The organism is Glutamicibacter nicotianae (assembly GCF_002797775.1).
Taxonomy (GTDB): domain Bacteria; phylum Actinomycetota; class Actinomycetes; order Actinomycetales; family Micrococcaceae; genus Glutamicibacter; species Glutamicibacter nicotianae.
In genome coordinates, this window is record NZ_PGEY01000001.1 from 383449 (window position 1) to 400980 (window position 17532).

Annotated in this window: 16 protein-coding genes and 1 riboswitch; of the genes, 11 read left to right on the plus strand and 5 right to left on the minus strand. The window is 62.7% G+C overall.

The window, feature by feature from the left end; all coding sequences use genetic code 11:
• Positions 1-24: 24 nt before the first annotated feature.
• A complete protein-coding gene (locus ATK23_RS01695; protein ID WP_066139495.1) occupies positions 25-807 on the plus strand; it encodes a CPBP family intramembrane glutamic endopeptidase in 783 nt (260 codons plus the stop codon).
• Between the two features lie 98 nt (positions 808-905).
• Here the strand turns inward: ATK23_RS01695 and ATK23_RS01700 are convergent, their stop codons facing one another.
• The gene (locus tag ATK23_RS01700; protein ID WP_066139491.1) at positions 906-1550 is read right to left on the minus strand and encodes a VOC family protein; all 645 of its coding nucleotides are present in this window, start codon (positions 1548-1550) and stop codon (positions 906-908) included.
• A 172-nt stretch (positions 1551-1722) separates the two neighbouring features.
• A riboswitch (SAM riboswitch) is annotated at positions 1723-1842 on the plus strand.
• A 92-nt stretch (positions 1843-1934) separates the two neighbouring features.
• Between ATK23_RS01700 and ATK23_RS01705 the strand changes: the two genes are divergently transcribed.
• Together ATK23_RS01705 and metX are read left to right on the plus strand one after the other, a co-directional pair.
• Positions 1935-3278, plus strand: a complete 1344-nt coding sequence (locus tag ATK23_RS01705) for a bifunctional o-acetylhomoserine/o-acetylserine sulfhydrylase (RefSeq protein ID WP_066140316.1) — start codon at positions 1935-1937, stop codon at positions 3276-3278.
• A 2-nt stretch (positions 3279-3280) separates the two neighbouring features.
• Positions 3281-4426: a homoserine O-acetyltransferase MetX gene (gene metX, locus ATK23_RS01710; protein ID WP_066139488.1), complete on the plus strand. Its 1146-nt coding sequence runs from the start codon at positions 3281-3283 to the stop codon at positions 4424-4426.
• 80 nt (positions 4427-4506) lie between these two features.
• Here the strand turns inward: metX and ATK23_RS01715 are convergent, their stop codons facing one another.
• Positions 4507-5364 (minus strand): SGNH/GDSL hydrolase family protein, encoded by an 858-nt coding sequence (locus ATK23_RS01715; protein WP_066139485.1) that lies wholly within the window; start codon positions 5362-5364, stop codon positions 4507-4509.
• Positions 5365-5558: 194 nt separating this feature from the next.
• Between ATK23_RS01715 and ATK23_RS01720 the strand changes: the two genes are divergently transcribed.
• The gene (locus ATK23_RS01720) at positions 5559-6209 is read left to right on the plus strand and encodes an alpha/beta hydrolase (RefSeq protein ID WP_066139482.1); all 651 of its coding nucleotides are present in this window, start codon (positions 5559-5561) and stop codon (positions 6207-6209) included.
• Between the two features lie 124 nt (positions 6210-6333).
• The gene (locus ATK23_RS01725) at positions 6334-7476 is read left to right on the plus strand and encodes a hypothetical protein (protein ID WP_066139479.1); all 1143 of its coding nucleotides are present in this window, start codon (positions 6334-6336) and stop codon (positions 7474-7476) included.
• Positions 7477-7680: 204 nt separating this feature from the next.
• On the opposite strand, the gene ATK23_RS01735 is transcribed toward ATK23_RS01725, so the two are convergent.
• A complete protein-coding gene (locus ATK23_RS01735) occupies positions 7681-7911 on the minus strand; it encodes an RNA-binding S4 domain-containing protein (protein WP_083515494.1) in 231 nt (76 codons plus the stop codon).
• A 180-nt stretch (positions 7912-8091) separates the two neighbouring features.
• Here ATK23_RS01735 and ATK23_RS01740 point away from each other — a divergent pair, with 180 nt between their 5' ends.
• The 4 genes from ATK23_RS01740 to chrA all read left to right on the plus strand — a co-directional run bounded on the left by ATK23_RS01740 (position 8092) and on the right by chrA (position 12770).
• Complete coding sequence (locus tag ATK23_RS01740) at positions 8092-9477, plus strand: glycine--tRNA ligase (RefSeq protein WP_066139473.1); 1386 nt, start codon at positions 8092-8094, stop codon at positions 9475-9477.
• A gap of 6 nt (positions 9478-9483) precedes the next feature.
• Positions 9484-10413, plus strand: coding sequence for a GNAT family N-acetyltransferase (locus tag ATK23_RS01745; RefSeq protein ID WP_066139471.1), 930 nt, complete (start codon positions 9484-9486; stop codon positions 10411-10413).
• Between the two features lie 80 nt (positions 10414-10493).
• Positions 10494-11507 carry a DMT family transporter gene (locus ATK23_RS01750; protein ID WP_066139468.1) on the plus strand — a complete coding sequence of 338 codons (1014 nt, stop codon included), beginning with the start codon at positions 10494-10496 and terminating at the stop codon, positions 11505-11507.
• 57 nt (positions 11508-11564) lie between these two features.
• Positions 11565-12770: a chromate efflux transporter gene (chrA, locus tag ATK23_RS01755; protein WP_083515534.1), complete on the plus strand. Its 1206-nt coding sequence runs from the start codon at positions 11565-11567 to the stop codon at positions 12768-12770.
• Here the strand turns inward: chrA and ATK23_RS01760 are convergent.
• Complete coding sequence (locus ATK23_RS01760; RefSeq protein ID WP_066139465.1) at positions 12767-14416, minus strand: DUF5671 domain-containing protein; 1650 nt, start codon at positions 14414-14416, stop codon at positions 12767-12769. The two genes, chrA and ATK23_RS01760, sit on opposite strands and share 4 nt — an antisense overlap.
• Positions 14416-14880, minus strand: coding sequence for a hypothetical protein (locus ATK23_RS01765; RefSeq protein ID WP_066139462.1), 465 nt, complete (start codon positions 14878-14880; stop codon positions 14416-14418). Before ATK23_RS01765 ends, ATK23_RS01760 begins: the two co-directional genes overlap by 1 nt.
• Before the next feature lie 85 nt (positions 14881-14965).
• Here ATK23_RS01765 and dusB point away from each other — a divergent pair, with 85 nt between their 5' ends.
• Together dusB and ATK23_RS01775 are read left to right on the plus strand one after the other, a co-directional pair.
• Positions 14966-16168, plus strand: coding sequence for a tRNA dihydrouridine synthase DusB (gene dusB / locus ATK23_RS01770; protein ID WP_066139460.1), 1203 nt, complete (start codon positions 14966-14968; stop codon positions 16166-16168).
• A gap of 77 nt (positions 16169-16245) precedes the next feature.
• The gene (locus ATK23_RS01775; protein WP_066139457.1) at positions 16246-17529 is read left to right on the plus strand and encodes a deoxyguanosinetriphosphate triphosphohydrolase; all 1284 of its coding nucleotides are present in this window, start codon (positions 16246-16248) and stop codon (positions 17527-17529) included.
• The last annotated feature ends 3 nt before the right edge of the window (positions 17530-17532 follow it).

A 17532-nucleotide genomic window follows, 5' to 3' on the forward strand; every position in this document is an offset into this window, starting at 1 on the left:
GTACGCGCACAGCCAGATCAGCCTATGATCGAGAACGTGAACGCTGAACAAATTGAGCAGACGGCAACCCGCAGAACCCTCAGGTTCGAGATCATTTTGGTTCTCGCCCTGTCCTTGGGGCAGAGCGCGGTCTTTTCGCTGCTGAGCTTTGCGGATAAAGTCACCAGGGCACCGTTGCGTGATCAGACGACATCGCTGAACAACCCGCTGAGCACACGCGAGTTCTTTGATTTCACCTACCAGCTTCTGGACATTGTCTTCGCGCTGGTGCCCGTGGTGCTGGCACTCTACCTGATGAAGCGCACGACCGGCCGAACCATCCGTGACATCGGCTTCGACATACGACGTCCGGGCAAGGACACGATGCTCGGGGCGGGGCTGTTCCTGGCCATGGGCGTGGGGACGCTGGGCGTCTATGCTGCCGGACGGGCACTGGGCGTCACCACAGCACTGTCAGCAGCCAACCTCGGTGATTATTGGTGGAGCGTCCCCGTGCTGCTGCTGTCGGCTGTACGCCATGCAGTGCTCGAAGAAGTGCTGATGCTCGGCTTCCTGTTCACCTATGCCAAGAAGCTGAAGCTGGGACTGTGGAGCATCATGATCGGTTCTGCAGTGCTCCGCGGCAGCTACCACCTCTACCAGGGCGTGGGGCCGATGATCGGCAACATGCTCATGGGCATCGTCTTCGGCTGGGTGTACCAGAAGTACGGCCGGGTGATGCCGCTGGTCATCGCGCACTTCCTGCTCGATGCTATCGGCTTCGTCGGCTACGCGCTGATTGGGCCTGCCATCGGAATCGGCCAGTAGTGCCCGAAGGCCTGCGCCAGCGACTGAAACGCCATTAACGAAAAAAGGTAGGTGGGGACGCCATTGTCCCCGCCTACCTGCGTTCGTTTCCGAGTTTCCTACAGCACCACGGTGCCGGACTCGGTTTCGAAGGTTACCGACATGATGCCAGGAGTGCCATTCGGGGCTTCATATTGCATGGTGACAGCGCCCAAATTGACGTTCTGCGGCTGGCCCAGCCAATCCAGCACCCGATCACGCGAGCCGGCGATGGAGATCTGGCTGATCTCGCCGACAGGCTCCAGCGCCTTGGAAGGATGCAGCTCCTCGGAGCCTTCATCCCAGGAAATCAGGTACGGGACCTGCGGATCAGCGATCAGGCCCTTGATGCCGATTTGCTGCCAGGTAAGTTCGCGGCCATCCGGGAACTTGCGGTTCCCCGGCACGGACTTGCGGCCCAAGCGCTCTTCGGCACTGGATAGATCCTCCACCGAGACGCACCATCCCATCCATCCGCCGCCGAGCTCCGAGCGGGCGCGCACGGCCTGGCCGAAGGGAGCCTTGTCGCTGGCCGGGTGGTTCAGGACTTCAACCACTTCCAGGTACTGGCCATGCTTGAGCGGGAAGATGACATTGCGTGTTCCGAATCGTGGATGCACGCCGCCCTTGACGAATTCCAGTCCCAGGGACTCGGAGATTCTTTCAGCGGTTGGCAGCAGCCCGTCCGGGCCGCATGCATAACTTACGTGATCTAGCCTCATCATGTGCCCATCATGGCAACATGTGATGCGAGTCTCTACTTAGGCTCCCCTAAGTGCGCTGATGTTATCGAATACTCTGCGGAAAATCTGCGGAATTCGCGAAATATGACCGATTGAGTCCAATCCTGGTCCACTGCGTTGCAAAGATCTTCGGTTTTCGGGCAAACTGATAGCAGGTCATGAGTTCCAGTAACAAGCCCCGGCTTACTGGGCGGCAACCCTCCAACCGCGGTGGGGTGCCCCGGGTGAAGACCTGGCCCTTGAATGCACAAGGCATCAAGGACAAGCGCGGGTTACCCCCTGGAAGTCGTTTCGATACGGTGCTTCCTGTCGGTGTCTTTTCAGCGGCGTACCCCCATAGTCATGAAACGCTATTTGGAGGAAACCATGAGCAACAACTGGTCATTTGAAACCCGTCAGATCCATTCCGGCCAGACCCCGGATCCGACGACCGGAGCGCGAGCTCTCCCGATTTTCCAAACCACTTCCTTTGTCTTCCCGAGCGCCGAGAGTGCCGCTGCCCGTTTCGCGTTGCAGGAACTGGAACCGATCTACACCCGTATCGGCAACCCGACCACCGACGCCGTGGAAACCCGCATCGCTGATCTGGAAGGCGGCGTTGGCGCGCTGCTGCTGTCCTCGGGACAGGCCGCCACCACCTTCGCCATCCTGAACCTGGCCGAAGCCGGCGACCATCTGGTAGCCAGCCCGAGCCTGTACGGCGGAACCCAGAACCTGCTCAAGCACACGCTCAAGCGCTTGGGCATCGAAGTCAGCTTCGTCTCCGACCCGGACAACCTGGACGAATGGCGTGCCGCGGTGCGCCCGAACACCAAGGCCTTCTTCGGCGAAAGCATCTCCAATCCTCGGCAGGACGTGCTGGATATCGAGGGCATCTCGGAGATCGCCCACGAAGCCGGCGTGCCGCTGCTGGTGGACAACACCCTGGCCACGCCATACCTGATCCGCCCCATCGAGTGGGGCGCCGATATCGTGATCCATTCGGCCACCAAGTTCCTTGGCGGCCACGGCAATGCCATCGCCGGGGTCATCGTGGACTCGGGCAACTTCGACTTCGCCAAGGACGCCGAACGCTTCCCGGGATTCAACACCCCGGACGAGTCCTACAACGGCCTGGTCTTCGCCCGCGACCTGGGCATCAACGGCATCCTCGGCGCGAATCTGGCCTACATCCTCAAGGCACGCGTGCAGCTGCTGCGCGATCTGGGTTCATCAGTGGCGCCGTTCAATGCGTTCTTGATCGCCCAAGGCCTGGAAACCCTGTCGCTGCGCATCGAGCGCCACGGCCAGAACGCAGTGGAAGTTGCCAACTGGCTCGAAGCCCGCGAGGAAGTGCAGAAGGTCGCCTACGCCGGCCTGCAGTCCTCTCCGTGGCATGAGCGCGCGCAGAAGTACAGCGATCACGGCGCTGGCTCGATCATCGCCTTCGAGCTGGAGGGCGGCGCGGAAGCCGGACAGGCATTCGTGGACGCACTGGTCTTGCACTCCAACGTCGCGAACATCGGCGACGTGCGCTCGCTGGTCATCCATCCGGCCTCCACCACCCACGCCCAGCTCTCCGAAGCGGAGCAGATTGCCGCCGGTGTGAGCCCGGGACTGGTGCGGCTGAGCGTCGGGCTGGAAAACATCAAGGACATCCTGGCCGATCTTGAGCTGGGCTTCGAAGCTGTTGCGGCCCTTGAAAACAAGGAATTGCAGGAAACCCTCTAGGCATGCCATCCATTGTGACTACTGAAGAGACTCTGCGCGCCGAAGAGCTCGCTGGCGGACAAGACGGCATTTTGCGCCGTAGTTCCGTGGGGGAGTACCACTTTGAATTCGGTGGATACCTTCCCGACGTGGTGCTGGCCTACGAGACGTGGGGGAAGCTAGCAGCTGATGGCTCCAACGCGGTGCTGGTGATGCATGCACTCACCGGTGACGCCCACGTCGCGCAAGGCGATTCGCACAGCGCCGGCTGGTGGGAAGGCTTCGTTGGCCCCGGCGCCACGGTTGACACCAATGAGTACTTTGTCGTGTCCATCAACATGGTGGGTGGTTGCAATGGATCCACCGGCCCCTCGTCCTTGGACGAGCAGGGCCTGCCTTACGGCTCCAGATTCCCTTTCGTCACCATCAAGGACTCGGTGCGCCTCGAGGCGCGGCTGGCCAAGCAGCTGGGAATCGAATCCTGGCATGCGGTCATCGGCGGTTCGATGGGCGGTGCCCGCGCGCTGGAATACGCTGTCGAGTTCCCCGAGCAGGTCAAGAACCTGGTCGTGATGGCCTCTAGCGCCCAGGCGACTGCCGAGCAAATTGCCTTTGCGCAGGTGCAAACCCAATCCATCCGCTTGGATCCGCACTTCTGCAATGGCGATTACTACGGCAACGATGCCCGTCCTGACGCCGGTCTCGGCCTGGCTCGCCGCCTGGCCCACATCACCTACCGTTCCGAGGCCGAGCTGGAAACCCGTTTCTCGCGCAATCCGCAGGATGGCGAGAAGCCGACGGGCCAGCTGGACGGGCCGCGCGGGCGATACCAGGTGGAAAGCTACCTCGACCATCAGGCTAGCAAGCTGGTGAATCGTTTCGACGCGAACAGCTATCTGGTGCTGACCGAGGCGCTGATGAGCCACGATGTTGCTCGTGGCCATGAATCCCTGGAGGCCGCCCTGGCGCGCTTGGAGAAGGCCAACGTGGTGGTTGCCGCGGTTACCACCGACCGCTTGTACTTCCCCGAGCAGTCGGTGAAGCTGGCCTCGTCGCTGGCCAAGCCGAAGCCGGTGCACTACATCGATTCGCCCATTGGCCATGACGGATTCTTGACCGATGCGACGCAGCTGGATGGGGTGCTTCGGACCTTGGTCTTCGGAGACTAGAATCTGGGCGAAGTTTGGCAAGCCTTTAAAGACTGAAGCGGTTCCGCCAGTAATCGGCGGAACCGCTTCAGTCTTTCTTGCTACTTGGCGCTGTCGCCGGCACCGAGCGAGTCGTTGGGCTTGGCATCTGCGAACGGCGTAGCCGAAGGCCGTTTCGGGGTGATGCCGTCACCGGAGGACTGGTGGCGCAGGCGGCGCAGCACCCAGGGCGCCAGATGCTCGCGGGCCCACTGCAGATCCTCCTTGCGTGCTTCGCGCCAGCTGCGCTCATCCACGACCGGAACGATGTCGGTATCCAGCTGATGCGGGACGTTCAGCGAGTCGAGTGCCATGGCGGCAATGCGCTGGTGGCCGATGGGGGAGAAGTGCAGGCGGTCAGGCGCCCACATCTGGGACTGGTGCAATTCCTGCAATGCCCACATGTCGGCAACGATGGCGTCATGCCGGGCAGCGACGGTGCGCACGTTCTCGTTGTAGATCGCCACCTTGCCGCGGATGCTTCCAAGGACCGGGGTATCGCGGATATCGGGCCCGGTGAAGAGCAGGAGCGTGGCACCGGTGGCGGTGAGCTTGGCTACCGCGTCGTCGAGGATGTCGGCAATCTTGTCTGGATCGCCGCCCGGGCGCAGCACGTCGTTGCCGCCCGCGCACAGCGAGATCAGGTCCGGCTTCAGGTCGATGCAGGGATCGAGCTGTTCGGCCACGATCTGTCCGATGAGCCGGCCGCGGATGGCGAGATTGGCATAGGCGAAGTCCGGGACGGTACGGCTGAGCTCCTGGGCCAAGCGGTCGGCCCAGCCAAGGTGCCTTCCTGCGCTCGATGGATCGGGGTCGCCGATGCCCTCGGTGAACGAGTCCCCGATGGCGACATAGCGGCGCCATGGATGGAGCGGGGAATCGGCGGTGTTTGACGGTTCGGAAGCAATGTCGTTGGGCACGAATCCATTGTTACCAAAGGGTAACTTCTAGTCAATCATTCTAGAGGATGATTCGGTGGGCACCACTCTACCCGCCCAGGGCATCCCGGCGCGCCGGCAAAGGCTCATGGCTCCACGCGAGTGCCGGGATACGATGGCAGCGCTCTGTGGAACCGCCGGAACAGCGCGTCGCTGTTCGATAGTCTTGGGGAACTATGACATACCAAGACCAGGCTCCGGTAGCCATCATCTCCCGCAACGACGAATCCCGCCTAGGAACTCCGCTGCTGGTGTTCCTGCACGGCTACGGCTCCAACGAGCAAGACCTCATGGGGCTCTCGCAGCAACTGCCCGAAGAGTTCACCTACCTCTCGGTGCGCGCACCGCTGCAGGCAGGACCGGGGTACAGCTGGTTCCCGCTGACCCAGGAAATCAACTACTCCATCGAGTCGGTGGCACGCAGCGTCGAAGCGCTCTGGGCGCTGCTGGAACCGCTGTCCCAGCAGCACTCGTCGATCACCCTGCTCGGCTTCTCCCAGGGCATGGCCATGGCCACCTCATTGGCCCGCTACCAGCGCGATGCCATTGAGGCAGTGGTGGGGCTCTCCGGCTTTGCGGTGGATCCCAAGCATCTGGATCTATTCGATGACGCGAAGCTGGCGGACAAGCCGCTGCCGATGTTCTGGGGCCGCGACCTGGCCGACCCGGTGATTACCCGGGACAAGATCGAATACACCCTGGGCTGGGTTCCGGGGCACACCGAATTGACCAGCGAAACCTACCCGCAGATCGGCCATTCGGTGTGCATGGAAGAAATCCAGGACGTTGCCGACTTCCTCAACAGGGTCGTCCTGAAGGACAAATAATCCGAAGGGCAAAAAAGAACCCCGGCGACTTCATATTGAGAGGCCCACCGGGGTATTTCGATAGCATCATCGTAGCAGATTAAGTTAGCGGTAGCAACGAAGTAATGAATCGGACGGTGTTCCAGTGGCCGGAGTTGAAAGCAATGAAGTTCCCTTTGATGACTTGGCAGAATTGCTGTCGTGGCCACGGCTAGAACCGTTTCTAGCTGAGGCCGAAGGCGATGAGCAGAAGGCCCGAGAATACTATGAATGGAACGGACGAATGGCATCCGAAGCTATGGTCTCCGTGGCTCAGTTAGAAGTTGTCGTTCGGAATGCGATCGACGCTCAATTGCAATTGCATTTTAAGGAAAAAGAACGCGGAATTCCATGGTTCACCATGGGGTGGCTGAACGAGCGGCAACAGAACGGAATAGATGTCGTAAGCCAACGATTAGCCAAGGAAGAATCTGATGGAACTCTGCGGAAAACTCGAGACCAAATTATAGCGGGACAGAATTTTGGATTTTGGGAATCGCTATTGGTTGCGAGTGAACAGAATCTGTGGGATCAGTGCCTTCATAAAGCGTTCCCTTATGGTCTGGGGAAACGTAATCAAATTCAAGGCTCGTTGAACAAAATACGTAAATTTCGGAATAAATTAGCCCACCATGACTCACTTAGGCAGAGCAATGTTTTGACAGAAATGGAGCGAATTTTCGAGACTGCAGGTTTCGTGTCGCCGCTGGCTGAGAAATGGATGCGACAAGCAACCCGTTGGGAGGAGATCCACTCGGAGTGCCCTGTCAAAACTAAAGACGTTGTGGTCGTAGCCGGAAATGTTGCTTGGGAAGTGTATAAAGAGCAGCCATTCTATGTGTGCCAAGCAGGTCGTCACTTTCGTGACGTTGAATATTTGGCATTCTATGAGAACTCATCGATCAGAAAAGAAGTCCCTAAAATTGAATGGATTCGTGACGATGTTGAGTGGACCGAATCTCACGCGCATCAGCTCGTTGATTCGGGGAATAGAGCCGACAAGAAACTTGGTGAATTAATCTTATGGTCCCTAAATGAAGGTGCTCATTATGGGTGGGGTTACGAAAAGTACAAGGTATTCAAACTGACAAGGGTTGGCAATCATTATTCTGGACATATGTCGCTAAGGGATGATCTGCCACATGCCACTTCAGGCCGAGGCAGCGCCTTTACCCAGCGCCAACGTTATGTATCCAAACGAAGCTTGGTCGTTGCTAAAACTACCTTGGACTTGACCGAGGATAATTAGACTACCCAAACATCTAGATCATTTTCATGCTTTGAAATTGACCCGGTGATCACCCGGGACAAGATCGAATACACCCTGGGCTGGGTTCCGGGGCACACCGAATTGACCAGCGAAACCTACCCGCAGATCGGCCACTCGGTGTGCATGGAAGAAATCCAGGACGTTGCCGGCTTCCTCAACAAGGTCGTCCTGAAGAAGGGCTACCTACGGCTGGGCGGTGACGCGCACGCATCCGCCGTTCACGCACACCACGTCGCCGGGGCGGATCTGCGCCCCGCGGCGGGTGTCCACCTCGCCGTTGACGGTGACAATTCCCTCGGAAATCATTTCCTTGGCGTGGATGCCGTCCTCTGTCAGCGAGGCGAGCTTGAGCAGCTGGCCCAAACGGATGGACTCGTCACGGATTTCTAGGTCAAAAGCTTCATTGGCACTCATGGCTTCCATTCTTCCCTATATAACCGGCCTGCACCGTGGATATGGCCCAAAGGCGTGGAAGTTCACGCCAGCGTTACCTGATTCGGCTTCGTGCGCAGGGCGTTGAAACGATACCCTTGAAATGTATGTATTTTTCTACGGACCGCAACCAGCGGCCTCGTAAGTCCCATTGGAGTTGATATGGCGCCACAGTCCAAGCTAGACCAGGTTATTTCCCTCGCAAAGCGTCGAGGATTCGTTTTCCAGGCCGGTGAGATCTACGGTGGTTCCCGTTCCGCATGGGATTACGGACCCCTGGGCACCGAACTGAAGGAAAACATCAAGCGCGAGTGGTGGCAGAACTTCGTTCGCGGCCGCGAGGACATGGTGGGCCTGGACTCCTCGATCATCCTGCCCAAGGCCGTCTGGGAAGCATCGGGCCACGTAGCCACCTTCACCGACCCGCTGGTCGAATGCATCCAGTGCCACAAGCGCCACCGCCAGGACCACCTGATCGAGGCCTTCGAAGCCAAGAAGGGCCGTGCGCCCAAGGACGGCATGAGCGAGATCGCCTGCCCCGACTGCGGCACCAAGGGCCAGTTCACCGAGCCGCAGATGTTCTCCGGGTTGATGAAGACCTTCCTGGGCCCAGTTGATTCCGAAGCCGGCCTGGCCTACATGCGTCCGGAAACCGCGCAGGGCATCTTCGTGAACTTCGCCAACGTGCTCACCGCCAGCCGCAAGAAGCCGCCATTCGGCATTGGCCAGATCGGCAAGGCCTTCCGCAACGAAATCACCCCGGGCAACTTCATCTTCCGCACCCGCGAGTTCGAGCAGATGGAAATCGAGTTCTTCACCGCACCGGAAGACGCACCGAAGTTCTTCGACCAGTGGGTCAAGGATTGCTGGGCATGGTTCATCGACCTGGGCATCAAGGAAGAGAACCTGCGCCAGTTCGACGTGCCCGAAGACGAGCGCGCCCACTACTCGGCAGGCACCATCGACTTCGAATACCGCTTCGGCTTCGCCGGCTCGGAGTGGGGCGAGCTGATGGGTGTCGCCAACCGCACCGACTACGACCTGTCGAGCCACGCCAAGGCTTCGGGCTCCGAGCTGTCCTACTTCAACCAGGCCACCGGGGAACGCTACACCCCGTACGTGATCGAGCCGTCCTTCGGCCTGACCCGTTCGATGATGGCGTTCCTGGTCGATGCCTATACCGAGGACGAGGCACCGAACACCAAGGGCGGGGTGGACAAGCGCACCGTGCTCAAGCTCGATCCGCGCCTGGCCCCGGTCAAGGCCGCCGTGCTGCCGCTGAGCCGCAACGAGAACCTCTCGCCGAAGGCAAAGGACCTGGCCAACGAGCTGCGCAAGCGTTGGAACATCGACTTCGACGATGCCGGCGCGATCGGCCGCCGCTACCGCCGCCAGGACGAGATCGGCACCCCGTTCTGCATCACCGTGGACTTCGACACCCTCGAAGACCAGGCAGTGACGATCCGCGAACGCGACACCATGTCCCAGGAACGCGTGTCCCTGGACCAGGTCACCGCCTACCTTTCCGAGCGCCTGAACGGAGCCTAGAGCCCGATGAACGAACTGGAATTCCGTCCCTGGCGTTCCGGCGACGACCTGGAGCTGCTGCAGATCTTCGGGGACCCGCGCTCGCCGCAGGCCCACCAGGACCGCACCATGCTGCGCGAGAACAGCGATGCGCCGTTCTCCCGCACGCTGGTGGCCACGGTTGACGGCGTGGCCATCGGCGCCGGCGTGGTATTCGCCTCCTCGCTGCATCCGCAGCGCCTCTGGCTCTATGTCGAGGTGGCTGCCGAGCAGCGCCGTTCCGGCGTGGGCACCGCGCTGGTGCAGCAGCTGCGCCAGCAGATCCCGGCAGGCCAGGCGCAGGAGCTCAAGGCCCGCTACACCGTGACTCCCGGAGATCCGGCCACCGCGGCGGCCGGCTTCTGCCAGTCGCTGGGCCTGGGCGAAATCCAGGTCTCGCGCGATGTCGTGCTGGAACCGGGAGCGCTGGCCGAGCCGGTGTTCGACACCAACGACCGGGTGATCGAGGACTTGTCCACCGGCAGCGTCGAGCTGACCAAGCTGGTGATGGACTTCTACAATGCGGTGCACACCGATTGGGATCCGGCCAAGATGACCGTAGGCTCGGCGCAGCGCATGCTGCTCGATGAGCACACCGGCGCGCAGGGCGCACTGGTGCTGCGCGACAAGCCCAAGCGCGAGGGCGGCGTGCCGCTGGCCTTCGCGGTGAGCTACGTGCCGGCCCGCGAGAACGCCCCGACCGACGTGCTGGTGGGCCATAATCCGGCCTTCAGCGATGACGAGGTGGCCGAAGCGGTGCGCGACATGGTCGCCATGCTGATCCACCAGTACCCGGTGAAGCTGGAAGTCGACTCGTCGATGTTTGTCCTCTCCTCGCTGATCGACGCGTTGGCAGCGGTTGAGCAGGCCACCGTCATTTCCACGACGCATATCCTCGCCAGCGACGCGGCGAAGTAATGCCAGACAGAACGGGACCCGCCAGGCGGGTCCCGTTCTTGCGTTGCCGAGCCATCCTCCAGATCCCTGAAAGAACCCCGTTGACCACCAGCACCATCCCCGCCACGCCGGTCCGCACCGGCGGAAAGCTCCTGTTCATCCTGCTTGCCATCGCTTCGGGCCTGCTGCTGTGCGTGCAGTCGCGCATCAACGGGGCGCTGGGCGCGAAGCTGGGAGATGCCATGGCGGCATCAACCATCAGCTTCGGCGTCGGCTTGGCGGCATTGATCCTGCTGGCGATCGCCGTCCCCCGGGTGCGCAACACGGTGCGGCTGGTGCCGCGCGCACTGGCCCGGGGCAGTTTCCCGCGGTGGTACCTGGTGGCCGGCGCGGTGGGCGCGCTGGTGGTCTTCAGCCAGGCCGCCGCGGTGCCGCTCATCGGCGTGGCGCTGTTCACCGTCTGCCTGGTGACCGGGCAGGCAATCGGTTCCATGCTCATGGACCGGGTGGGCTTTGGCGGGGCCGAACCGCGCAAGATCAATGCCATGCGCATCCTCGGCGTGGTGCTGACCATTGCCGGAGTGATCTGGGCGGTCAGCCCGCGCGGCGCGGATGCGCAGCTCGCATCGCTGCTGGTGCCGATGGCGCTCTCGGCAGCCGTCGGCATGCTCATGGGCTTCCAAGCCGCCGCCAACGGCGTGCAAGCGGCAGCCTATGGCGGCGCCACGGCGGCAACCCTGGTGAACTTCTCCGTCGGGTTCCTGGTACTGGCGGCGGTGATGCTGGTGCGGCTGCCGGCCGGCGCGAAGCTGCATCCGCTGCCCGGCCAGTGGTGGTACTACATCGGCGGGCTGCTCGGCTGCCTGTTCGTGGGCATCACCGCGCTGGTGGTCAAACGGCTCGGAGTGCTGGTCACCAGCCTCGCGGCGGTGGGCGGACAGCTGGCCGGCTCGCTGCTCATGGATGTGCTTTTCCCAGCCCCGGGTTCCTCCGTCACCGCGGCCACCGTCATGGGCACCGTGCTGACGCTGCTCGCCGTTGGCCTGGCCTCGATCTCCGGGGCGCGCAGCGCACAGGAATCCAGCGGACGCAGGCCGCTGGAAGTGCGCGAGTAGCGTGCCGGGCGGTGGGTGTTCACCGTCCGTTTCCTTTCTCCGCCTATGCTGGAATCCATGGAATCACAGCAGCTGGACAAAGGATCGGCGGGCGAAGTCTTCAAGGTCTTCCTCAAGCTCGGCCTTACTTCTTTCGGCGGTCCCATCGCCCACTTGGGATACTTCCGCACCGAACTGGTGGACCGGCGCCGCTGGCTGGATGACCAGCAATACGCCCAGCTGGTCGCGCTGGGCCAGTTCCTGCCCGGCCCGGCCTCCAGCCAGGTAGGTTTCGGCCTCGGCCTGCACCGCGCCGGCCTGCGCGGAGCCTTGGCGGCATTCCTCGCCTTCACCCTTCCCTCAGCGGTTCTGCTCGCAGTCTTCGCCTTCGGTGCGTCGCTGTTTACCGGCCCTGCCGGAACCGGGCTGCTGACCGGCCTGAAAATCGTTGCGGTCGCCATCATCGCCCAGGCGGTGTCCGGCATGGCCAGGAACCTGGCACCGGACCGGACCCGTGCAGCCATCGCCGTGGCGGCCGCGGCCTCTGCACTGCTCTTGGCGGGATTCTTCGGGCAGCTGCTGGCCATTGCATTCGGCGCCGCGGCAGGGTACTTCTGGTGCCGTGATGCGGATTCGGGTCCAGCGTCGGCACTGCGGTTCCCGGTCTCGCGGACCTTGGGGATCAGTTGCCTGGCGCTGTTCGCCCTCATGCTTGTCGGGTTGCCGCTGGCTGCCTGGGCTACCGGCTGGGATCTGCTGGCGTTCATCGATGCGTTCTACCGCTCCGGCGCATTGGTCTTCGGCGGCGGCCATGTGGTGCTGCCGCTGCTCCAAAGCGCAGTCGTGGATCCCGGGCTGATCAGCTCGCAGGATTTCCTCACCGGCTACGGCGCCGCCCAGGCAGTCCCCGGACCGCTGTTCACCTTTGCCGCCTACCTCGGCGTCCTCGTTGAATCAGGCCCCGGCGGAGTGCTCGGCTCGGCCATTGCCTTGCTGGCCATCTTCCTTCCGGGATTCCTGCTGCTGCTGGGCGTGCTGCCATTCTGGAACCGGGTGAGCCACTGGCCGGCGGCACGTGCCATCCTGCGCGGCGCCAACGCGGCAGTGGTCGGTGTGCTGGCCGCCGCCCTCTACGATCCGGTCTTCACCTCGGCGATTACTTCCGCTCCCGCGTTCGTGCTGGCGCTGCTCTGCTTCGTCCTGCTGACCGCCTGGAAGACGGCACCATGGATCGTGGTTGCCATCTCGGGGCTCGGGGGAGTGCTGCTGGGCCTTTTGGCCTAGGCCAGATCGGTGAACTGCACGGTGCCATCGTCGTTGGCGATGGCCAGCAACGGCCCGGACTCGCAGTCCAGATATTCTTCGATTCTCGCCAGCACCGACACCTCGGCCCGGTCATCCAAGGCCGGACCGGCCGAAGCAACCCACGTCACCGACAGCTCGGGCCGCGCTACGAGCTGCGCGGCCATCGGCTCGGAAGCAGCTGGCCCGACGATGATCACGGCACGGCGCGTCACCGAGCTGTGGTCCACCGCGGATACGCCGGAAGCCTCGGCCTTGGACTGCTTGTCCGCACGCCACAGCACGAAGTGGTAGCCAGCCACGGCAGCGGTCGCGACCAGCCAGCCCAGCGGGGCCCGCACGGTGTCCAGGAGGGAATCGAGGCGAGTCTCGGATCCCAGGTAGTATTCGAAAATCCGGTATCCGAGGACCAGCAGGGAAATCAGGGCGACCACGGAACTGGCTCCGAAGAACAAGACCAGGTAGACGCCGCGGGAATCCGCCGGCGAAGGCTTGAACGGCTTGAAATAGGCAACCCACACCGCCGCCCCGAGGATGAGCAGTCCCAGGCCATGGCCCAGCAATCCCGCCGAGTATTCCACCGTGACGCTGGCCGCTATCGCCGCGAAGAGCGCATTGACCACCATCCCCAAGCCGGTGGCCAGCACCGCCAGGCCGATCCCGCCAAGCACCAGGCGTGCCGCGTTCACTATGGAAGTCGAGCGCAACCCGGAACGCAATTGCAATTGGTGGTAGATCCAGATCACCGCGGCCGCCACCACGATGGCCAGCAGCTCTGGACCGCCTGCGAGGAAAAGCCCGGCGCGTTCCTGGGCGGTCCACGCTTGCGGCCACGCCCAGGAAAACAGCTTGGCGCCCGAGAGCAGGAGCGCCAGTGCCGGTGCGGCCAGTCCCAGAGCGATCAACAGGATGTCGTTGAAGGGATCGGACATTTTCTGCACGCGGCGCAATTTCCAATGCCAGAACCACAGTGCCGTGGCGCCAGCCAGCCAGATCACCGCAACCAGCAGATGCCGCATGCCGGTAGGACCTGCCAATGTGTTGTCCGGACGGACCAGGATTTCCAGTGCAGCCTTGAGCGTGGCCACCAGCGACAGCGCGACGAGCACCATGCTGAAGTAGTTCCCCACCGCCGCGGCCAGATGCGCGAATTGCCGTGGCGCGGTCCGCGCAACCACGACCTGGTGGTGCTGCCAGGCGCACACCGCTCCCCATCCCAAAGCCGTGCCCAGGGTTGGCTGCCACGCCCCCTGAGTGGAAGGGGCGACCAGTCCCGAGAGCACCGCCAACGCGGCGCAGCTGCTGGCAGCCAGCGTCGCAAGATACGCGGCCGAGGCCTGCAAGGACCAGATCGCCGAATCGAAGGCCGCCGGGTGGGCCAGCCGCTTGCGGATGGAGCGCCACAGCAACCAGGCCAACGGGATCCCGACCAAGCTGAACGCCCAGGCCATCGCCAGCTGTTCGGTGCTGACCTGCTGCGCATCGAAGCCATGGAACAGCGCGGTGAGCAAGGCGGCCAGGCCGGTGGCCACGACCATCAGCAAGATGAACAGCAGTCCGTGGAGGATCACCGGACGCAGCACGCTGCCGCTTCGCGACAGCGGCGCTGGAGCAGTAGTGGTGGCCATCAGTAGCCCATCTCCTCGGCGGTGCACAGTCCGACCTGCCATGGCATGCGGTCGATCAGCCAGGTCCCGTTGACCTTGCGCAGCTCGAAGGCATCCTCGTAGGAGGACAGATCCGGCCAGGGCAGGAATCTGGCATCCCCGGAATCGAACCTCGTGTGGACGGTAGCGCTCGCAGTGCCCACGGTGCTGCTGAGCAGCTGCACGTCCAGCGGCTGCGTGGCATAGGGCTCCGGATTGCACAGCGTCCTGGATTCGCCCTCCATGACATAGCCTTGCATGGCAGGCAAATCCTCGGCTTTGAAGGCCATCAGATACCGCTGCACGACCCCTTCGGGGGTGTTCTCCGCGTGGACCTGTGGTGCCGGGCGCAGCGAAACCACGAGCAGCGCGGCTATAACCAAAGCCACAATGACGGCGGCCAAGGCGAGCAGAACCGCCCGCGCCGCCGAAAATTTACTTGTCATTGCACCATTTTTGTCCACAATAGGAGAATAATCCAGCACCTCGGGAACACAGTTTGATCAAGATCTCAGTTCCCGATTTGCGTTCATGCGAGACAATGGATGGGTGACGACCCTGACTGATGCGCCCACCAACACTCCGACCCTCAAGCTGCCACCGCTGCAGCTGGGCAAGCTGACCATTGATACCCCGGTGGTCCTTGCTCCGATGGCTGGCGTGACCAACCGCGCCTTCCGCCGCCTCTGCCGTGAATACGGCGGCGGGCTGTACGTGACCGAAATGGTCACCGCCCGCGCGCTGGTGGAACGCAACCCCGAATCCCTGCGCATCATTTCGCACGACCCCGATGAAGAGATCCGCTCCATCCAGATCTACGGCGTGGATCCGGCAACCGTGCGTGCCGCCGTGCGCATGGTGGTCGATGAGAACCTGGCGGACCACGTTGATCTGAACTTCGGCTGCCCGGTCCCCAAGGTCACCCGCAAGGGCGGAGGCTCGGCCCTGCCCTGGAAGACCGACCTCTACACCTCGATCATCGAGGCTGCGACGTCGGAGGCCGCCAAGGGCGATATCCCGCTGACCGTGAAGATGCGCATCGGCATCGACAAGGACCACGTGACCTACCTGGAGTCCGCCAAGATCGCCCGCGACCACGGCGCCGCCGCAGTGACCCTGCATGCGCGCACCGCTGGCCAGTACTATGCCGGCCACTCCGACTGGTCGGCCATCGCCACCCTGCGCGAGGCCATGGATGATATGCCGGTGCTGGGCAACGGCGACATCTTCAGCGCCGAGGACGCCATCGAGATGGTGGAGCAGACCGGTGCCGCCGGCATTATGGTGGGCCGCGGCTGCCAGGGCCGCCCATGGATCTTCGGCGACCTGCAGGCTGCCTTCGAGGGCCGCGAGGACCGTTTCCGTCCCGGGGTGCGCAAGGTGGCTGACACCGTGTACCGCCACGGCGAGTTGCTCACCGAGTTCTTCGAGGATGAGGGCAAGGGCATGCGCGATATCCGCAAGCACATCGCCTGGTATTTCAAGGGCTACCCGGTCGGCGGCGAGATCCGCTCGCAGCTGGCCCAGGTGCCATCCCTGGCCCGCCTGCGCGAACTGCTGGACCAGCTGGATCTGGACCTGCCGTACCCGGGCGAGGGCGCTGAGGGCACCCGTGGCCGCGCCGGCCACCCGAAGAAGACCCACGTGCCCGACGGCTGGCTGGATAACCGCGTGATGAGCGACGCCCACCGCGAAATGATCAAGGCCGCCGAACTGGATATTTCCGGCGGCTAGGTCCCATTCGCTGGCCACGGCTACGCCACTAGTGGATAACTCCGAAATGCAGGCAATCACTCACTAGACTGGGAACCATGACTCAGATCCCCGGATATACCGAAGCCGACCAGCAACGGTGGGTGCCTGAACCAGCAAAGAAGTCGTACCGCACCGCGTTTGAGCGGGACCGTGCCCGCGTGCTGCATTCCTCTGCATTGCGCCGTTTGAGTGCCAAGACCCAGGTTGTGGCACCGAACCAGAATGACTTCGTACGCAATCGGCTGACGCACTCATTGGAAGTGGCCCAAGTGGGCCGCGAGCTCGGTGCAGCCCTGGGCTGCGATCCGGATGTCGTTGATACCGCCTGCTTGGCACACGATCTGGGCCATCCGCCCTTCGGCCACAATGGGGAAAAAGCCCTGGACAAGGTCGCCAAGGACATCGGCGGGTTTGAGGGCAACGCGCAGACGCTGCGCTTGCTGACCCGCCTGGAAACGAAGACCTTCAGGCACAATGGGCATTCGGCCGGGCTGAATCTCTCGCGCGCTTCGCTGGACGCGGCATGCAAGTACCCGTGGTTGAAGGCTGATGCCCCCGAAGTCAACGGCAAGAAGACCAAGAAGTTCGGCGTCTATGAAGATGACGCGACGATTTTCGCGTGGCTGCGCAATGTTCCGGAGGCCACGGCGGGAGCAGTCTGCATGGAAGGCCAGGTCATGGACCTGGCTGACGACATTTCCTACTCCGTGCATGATGTGGAAGACGCAATTGTCGGCGGCAAGCTGCAGCTGCGTTGGCTCAAGCAGGACCTGCAGCGCGAGCGTGCGCTGCAGGTGACCAAGGACTGGTACCTGCCGATGACCGACGAGGCCGATATCGATGCTGCGCTGCGCCGCCTGGAAGCCAGCGAGGAGTGGGTTGCCCACTTTGACGGCTCGCGGCGTTCCATGGCCGCGCTGAAGGACATGACCAGCCAGTTCATTGGCCGTTTCGCCGCCGCCGCCATGGATGCCACCCGTGCCCGCTACGGGGACGGCAAGCTCACCCGCTACAACGCGAGCCTGATCGTGCCCGAGGAAACCGAGCATGAGATTGCCGTGATGAAGGGCATCGCCGCCAGCTACGTGATGACCTCCGAGGTGCGCCAGCCGCTCTACGAGGACCAGCGCATGCTGCTGGCCGAACTGGTTCAGCTGCTCTTCGAGACCGGCCGGGACAACCTGGAGCCGATCTTCGCAGCCGACTGGGAGGACGCCGCTGATGAGGCCGCGCAGCTGCGCGTGGTGATTGACCAGGTCGCCTCGCTCACCGACCTGTCGGCCACCGAGTGGCACTCGTATCTGGTCAAGGGCGAAGCCCCTGACGCAAAGTTGTTCTAGAAG

What these genes read in the sequence shown, in the direction of transcription:
- ATK23_RS01695 (WP_066139495.1), top strand. Translation starts at nt 25, where the DNA reads ATGATCGAGAACGTGAACGCTGAACAAATTGAGCAGACGGCAACCCGC.
- ATK23_RS01700 (WP_066139491.1), bottom strand. Translation starts at nt 1,550, where the DNA reads ATGATGAGGCTAGATCACGTAAGTTATGCATGCGGCCCGGACGGGCTG.
- ATK23_RS01705 (WP_066140316.1), top strand. Translation starts at nt 1,935, where the DNA reads ATGAGCAACAACTGGTCATTTGAAACCCGTCAGATCCATTCCGGCCAG.
- metX (WP_066139488.1), top strand. Translation starts at nt 3,281, where the DNA reads ATGCCATCCATTGTGACTACTGAAGAGACTCTGCGCGCCGAAGAGCTC.
- ATK23_RS01720 (WP_066139482.1), top strand. Translation starts at nt 5,559, where the DNA reads ATGACATACCAAGACCAGGCTCCGGTAGCCATCATCTCCCGCAACGAC.
- ATK23_RS01735 (WP_083515494.1), bottom strand. Translation starts at nt 7,911, where the DNA reads ATGAGTGCCAATGAAGCTTTTGACCTAGAAATCCGTGACGAGTCCATC.
- ATK23_RS01740 (WP_066139473.1), top strand. Translation starts at nt 8,092, where the DNA reads ATGGCGCCACAGTCCAAGCTAGACCAGGTTATTTCCCTCGCAAAGCGT.
- ATK23_RS01745 (WP_066139471.1), top strand. Translation starts at nt 9,484, where the DNA reads ATGAACGAACTGGAATTCCGTCCCTGGCGTTCCGGCGACGACCTGGAG.
- chrA (WP_083515534.1), top strand. Translation starts at nt 11,565, where the DNA reads ATGGAATCACAGCAGCTGGACAAAGGATCGGCGGGCGAAGTCTTCAAG.
- ATK23_RS01760 (WP_066139465.1), bottom strand. Translation starts at nt 14,416, where the DNA reads ATGGCCACCACTACTGCTCCAGCGCCGCTGTCGCGAAGCGGCAGCGTG.
- ATK23_RS01765 (WP_066139462.1), bottom strand. Translation starts at nt 14,880, where the DNA reads ATGACAAGTAAATTTTCGGCGGCGCGGGCGGTTCTGCTCGCCTTGGCC.
- dusB (WP_066139460.1), top strand. Translation starts at nt 14,966, where the DNA reads ATGCGAGACAATGGATGGGTGACGACCCTGACTGATGCGCCCACCAAC.
- ATK23_RS01775 (WP_066139457.1), top strand. Translation starts at nt 16,246, where the DNA reads ATGACTCAGATCCCCGGATATACCGAAGCCGACCAGCAACGGTGGGTG.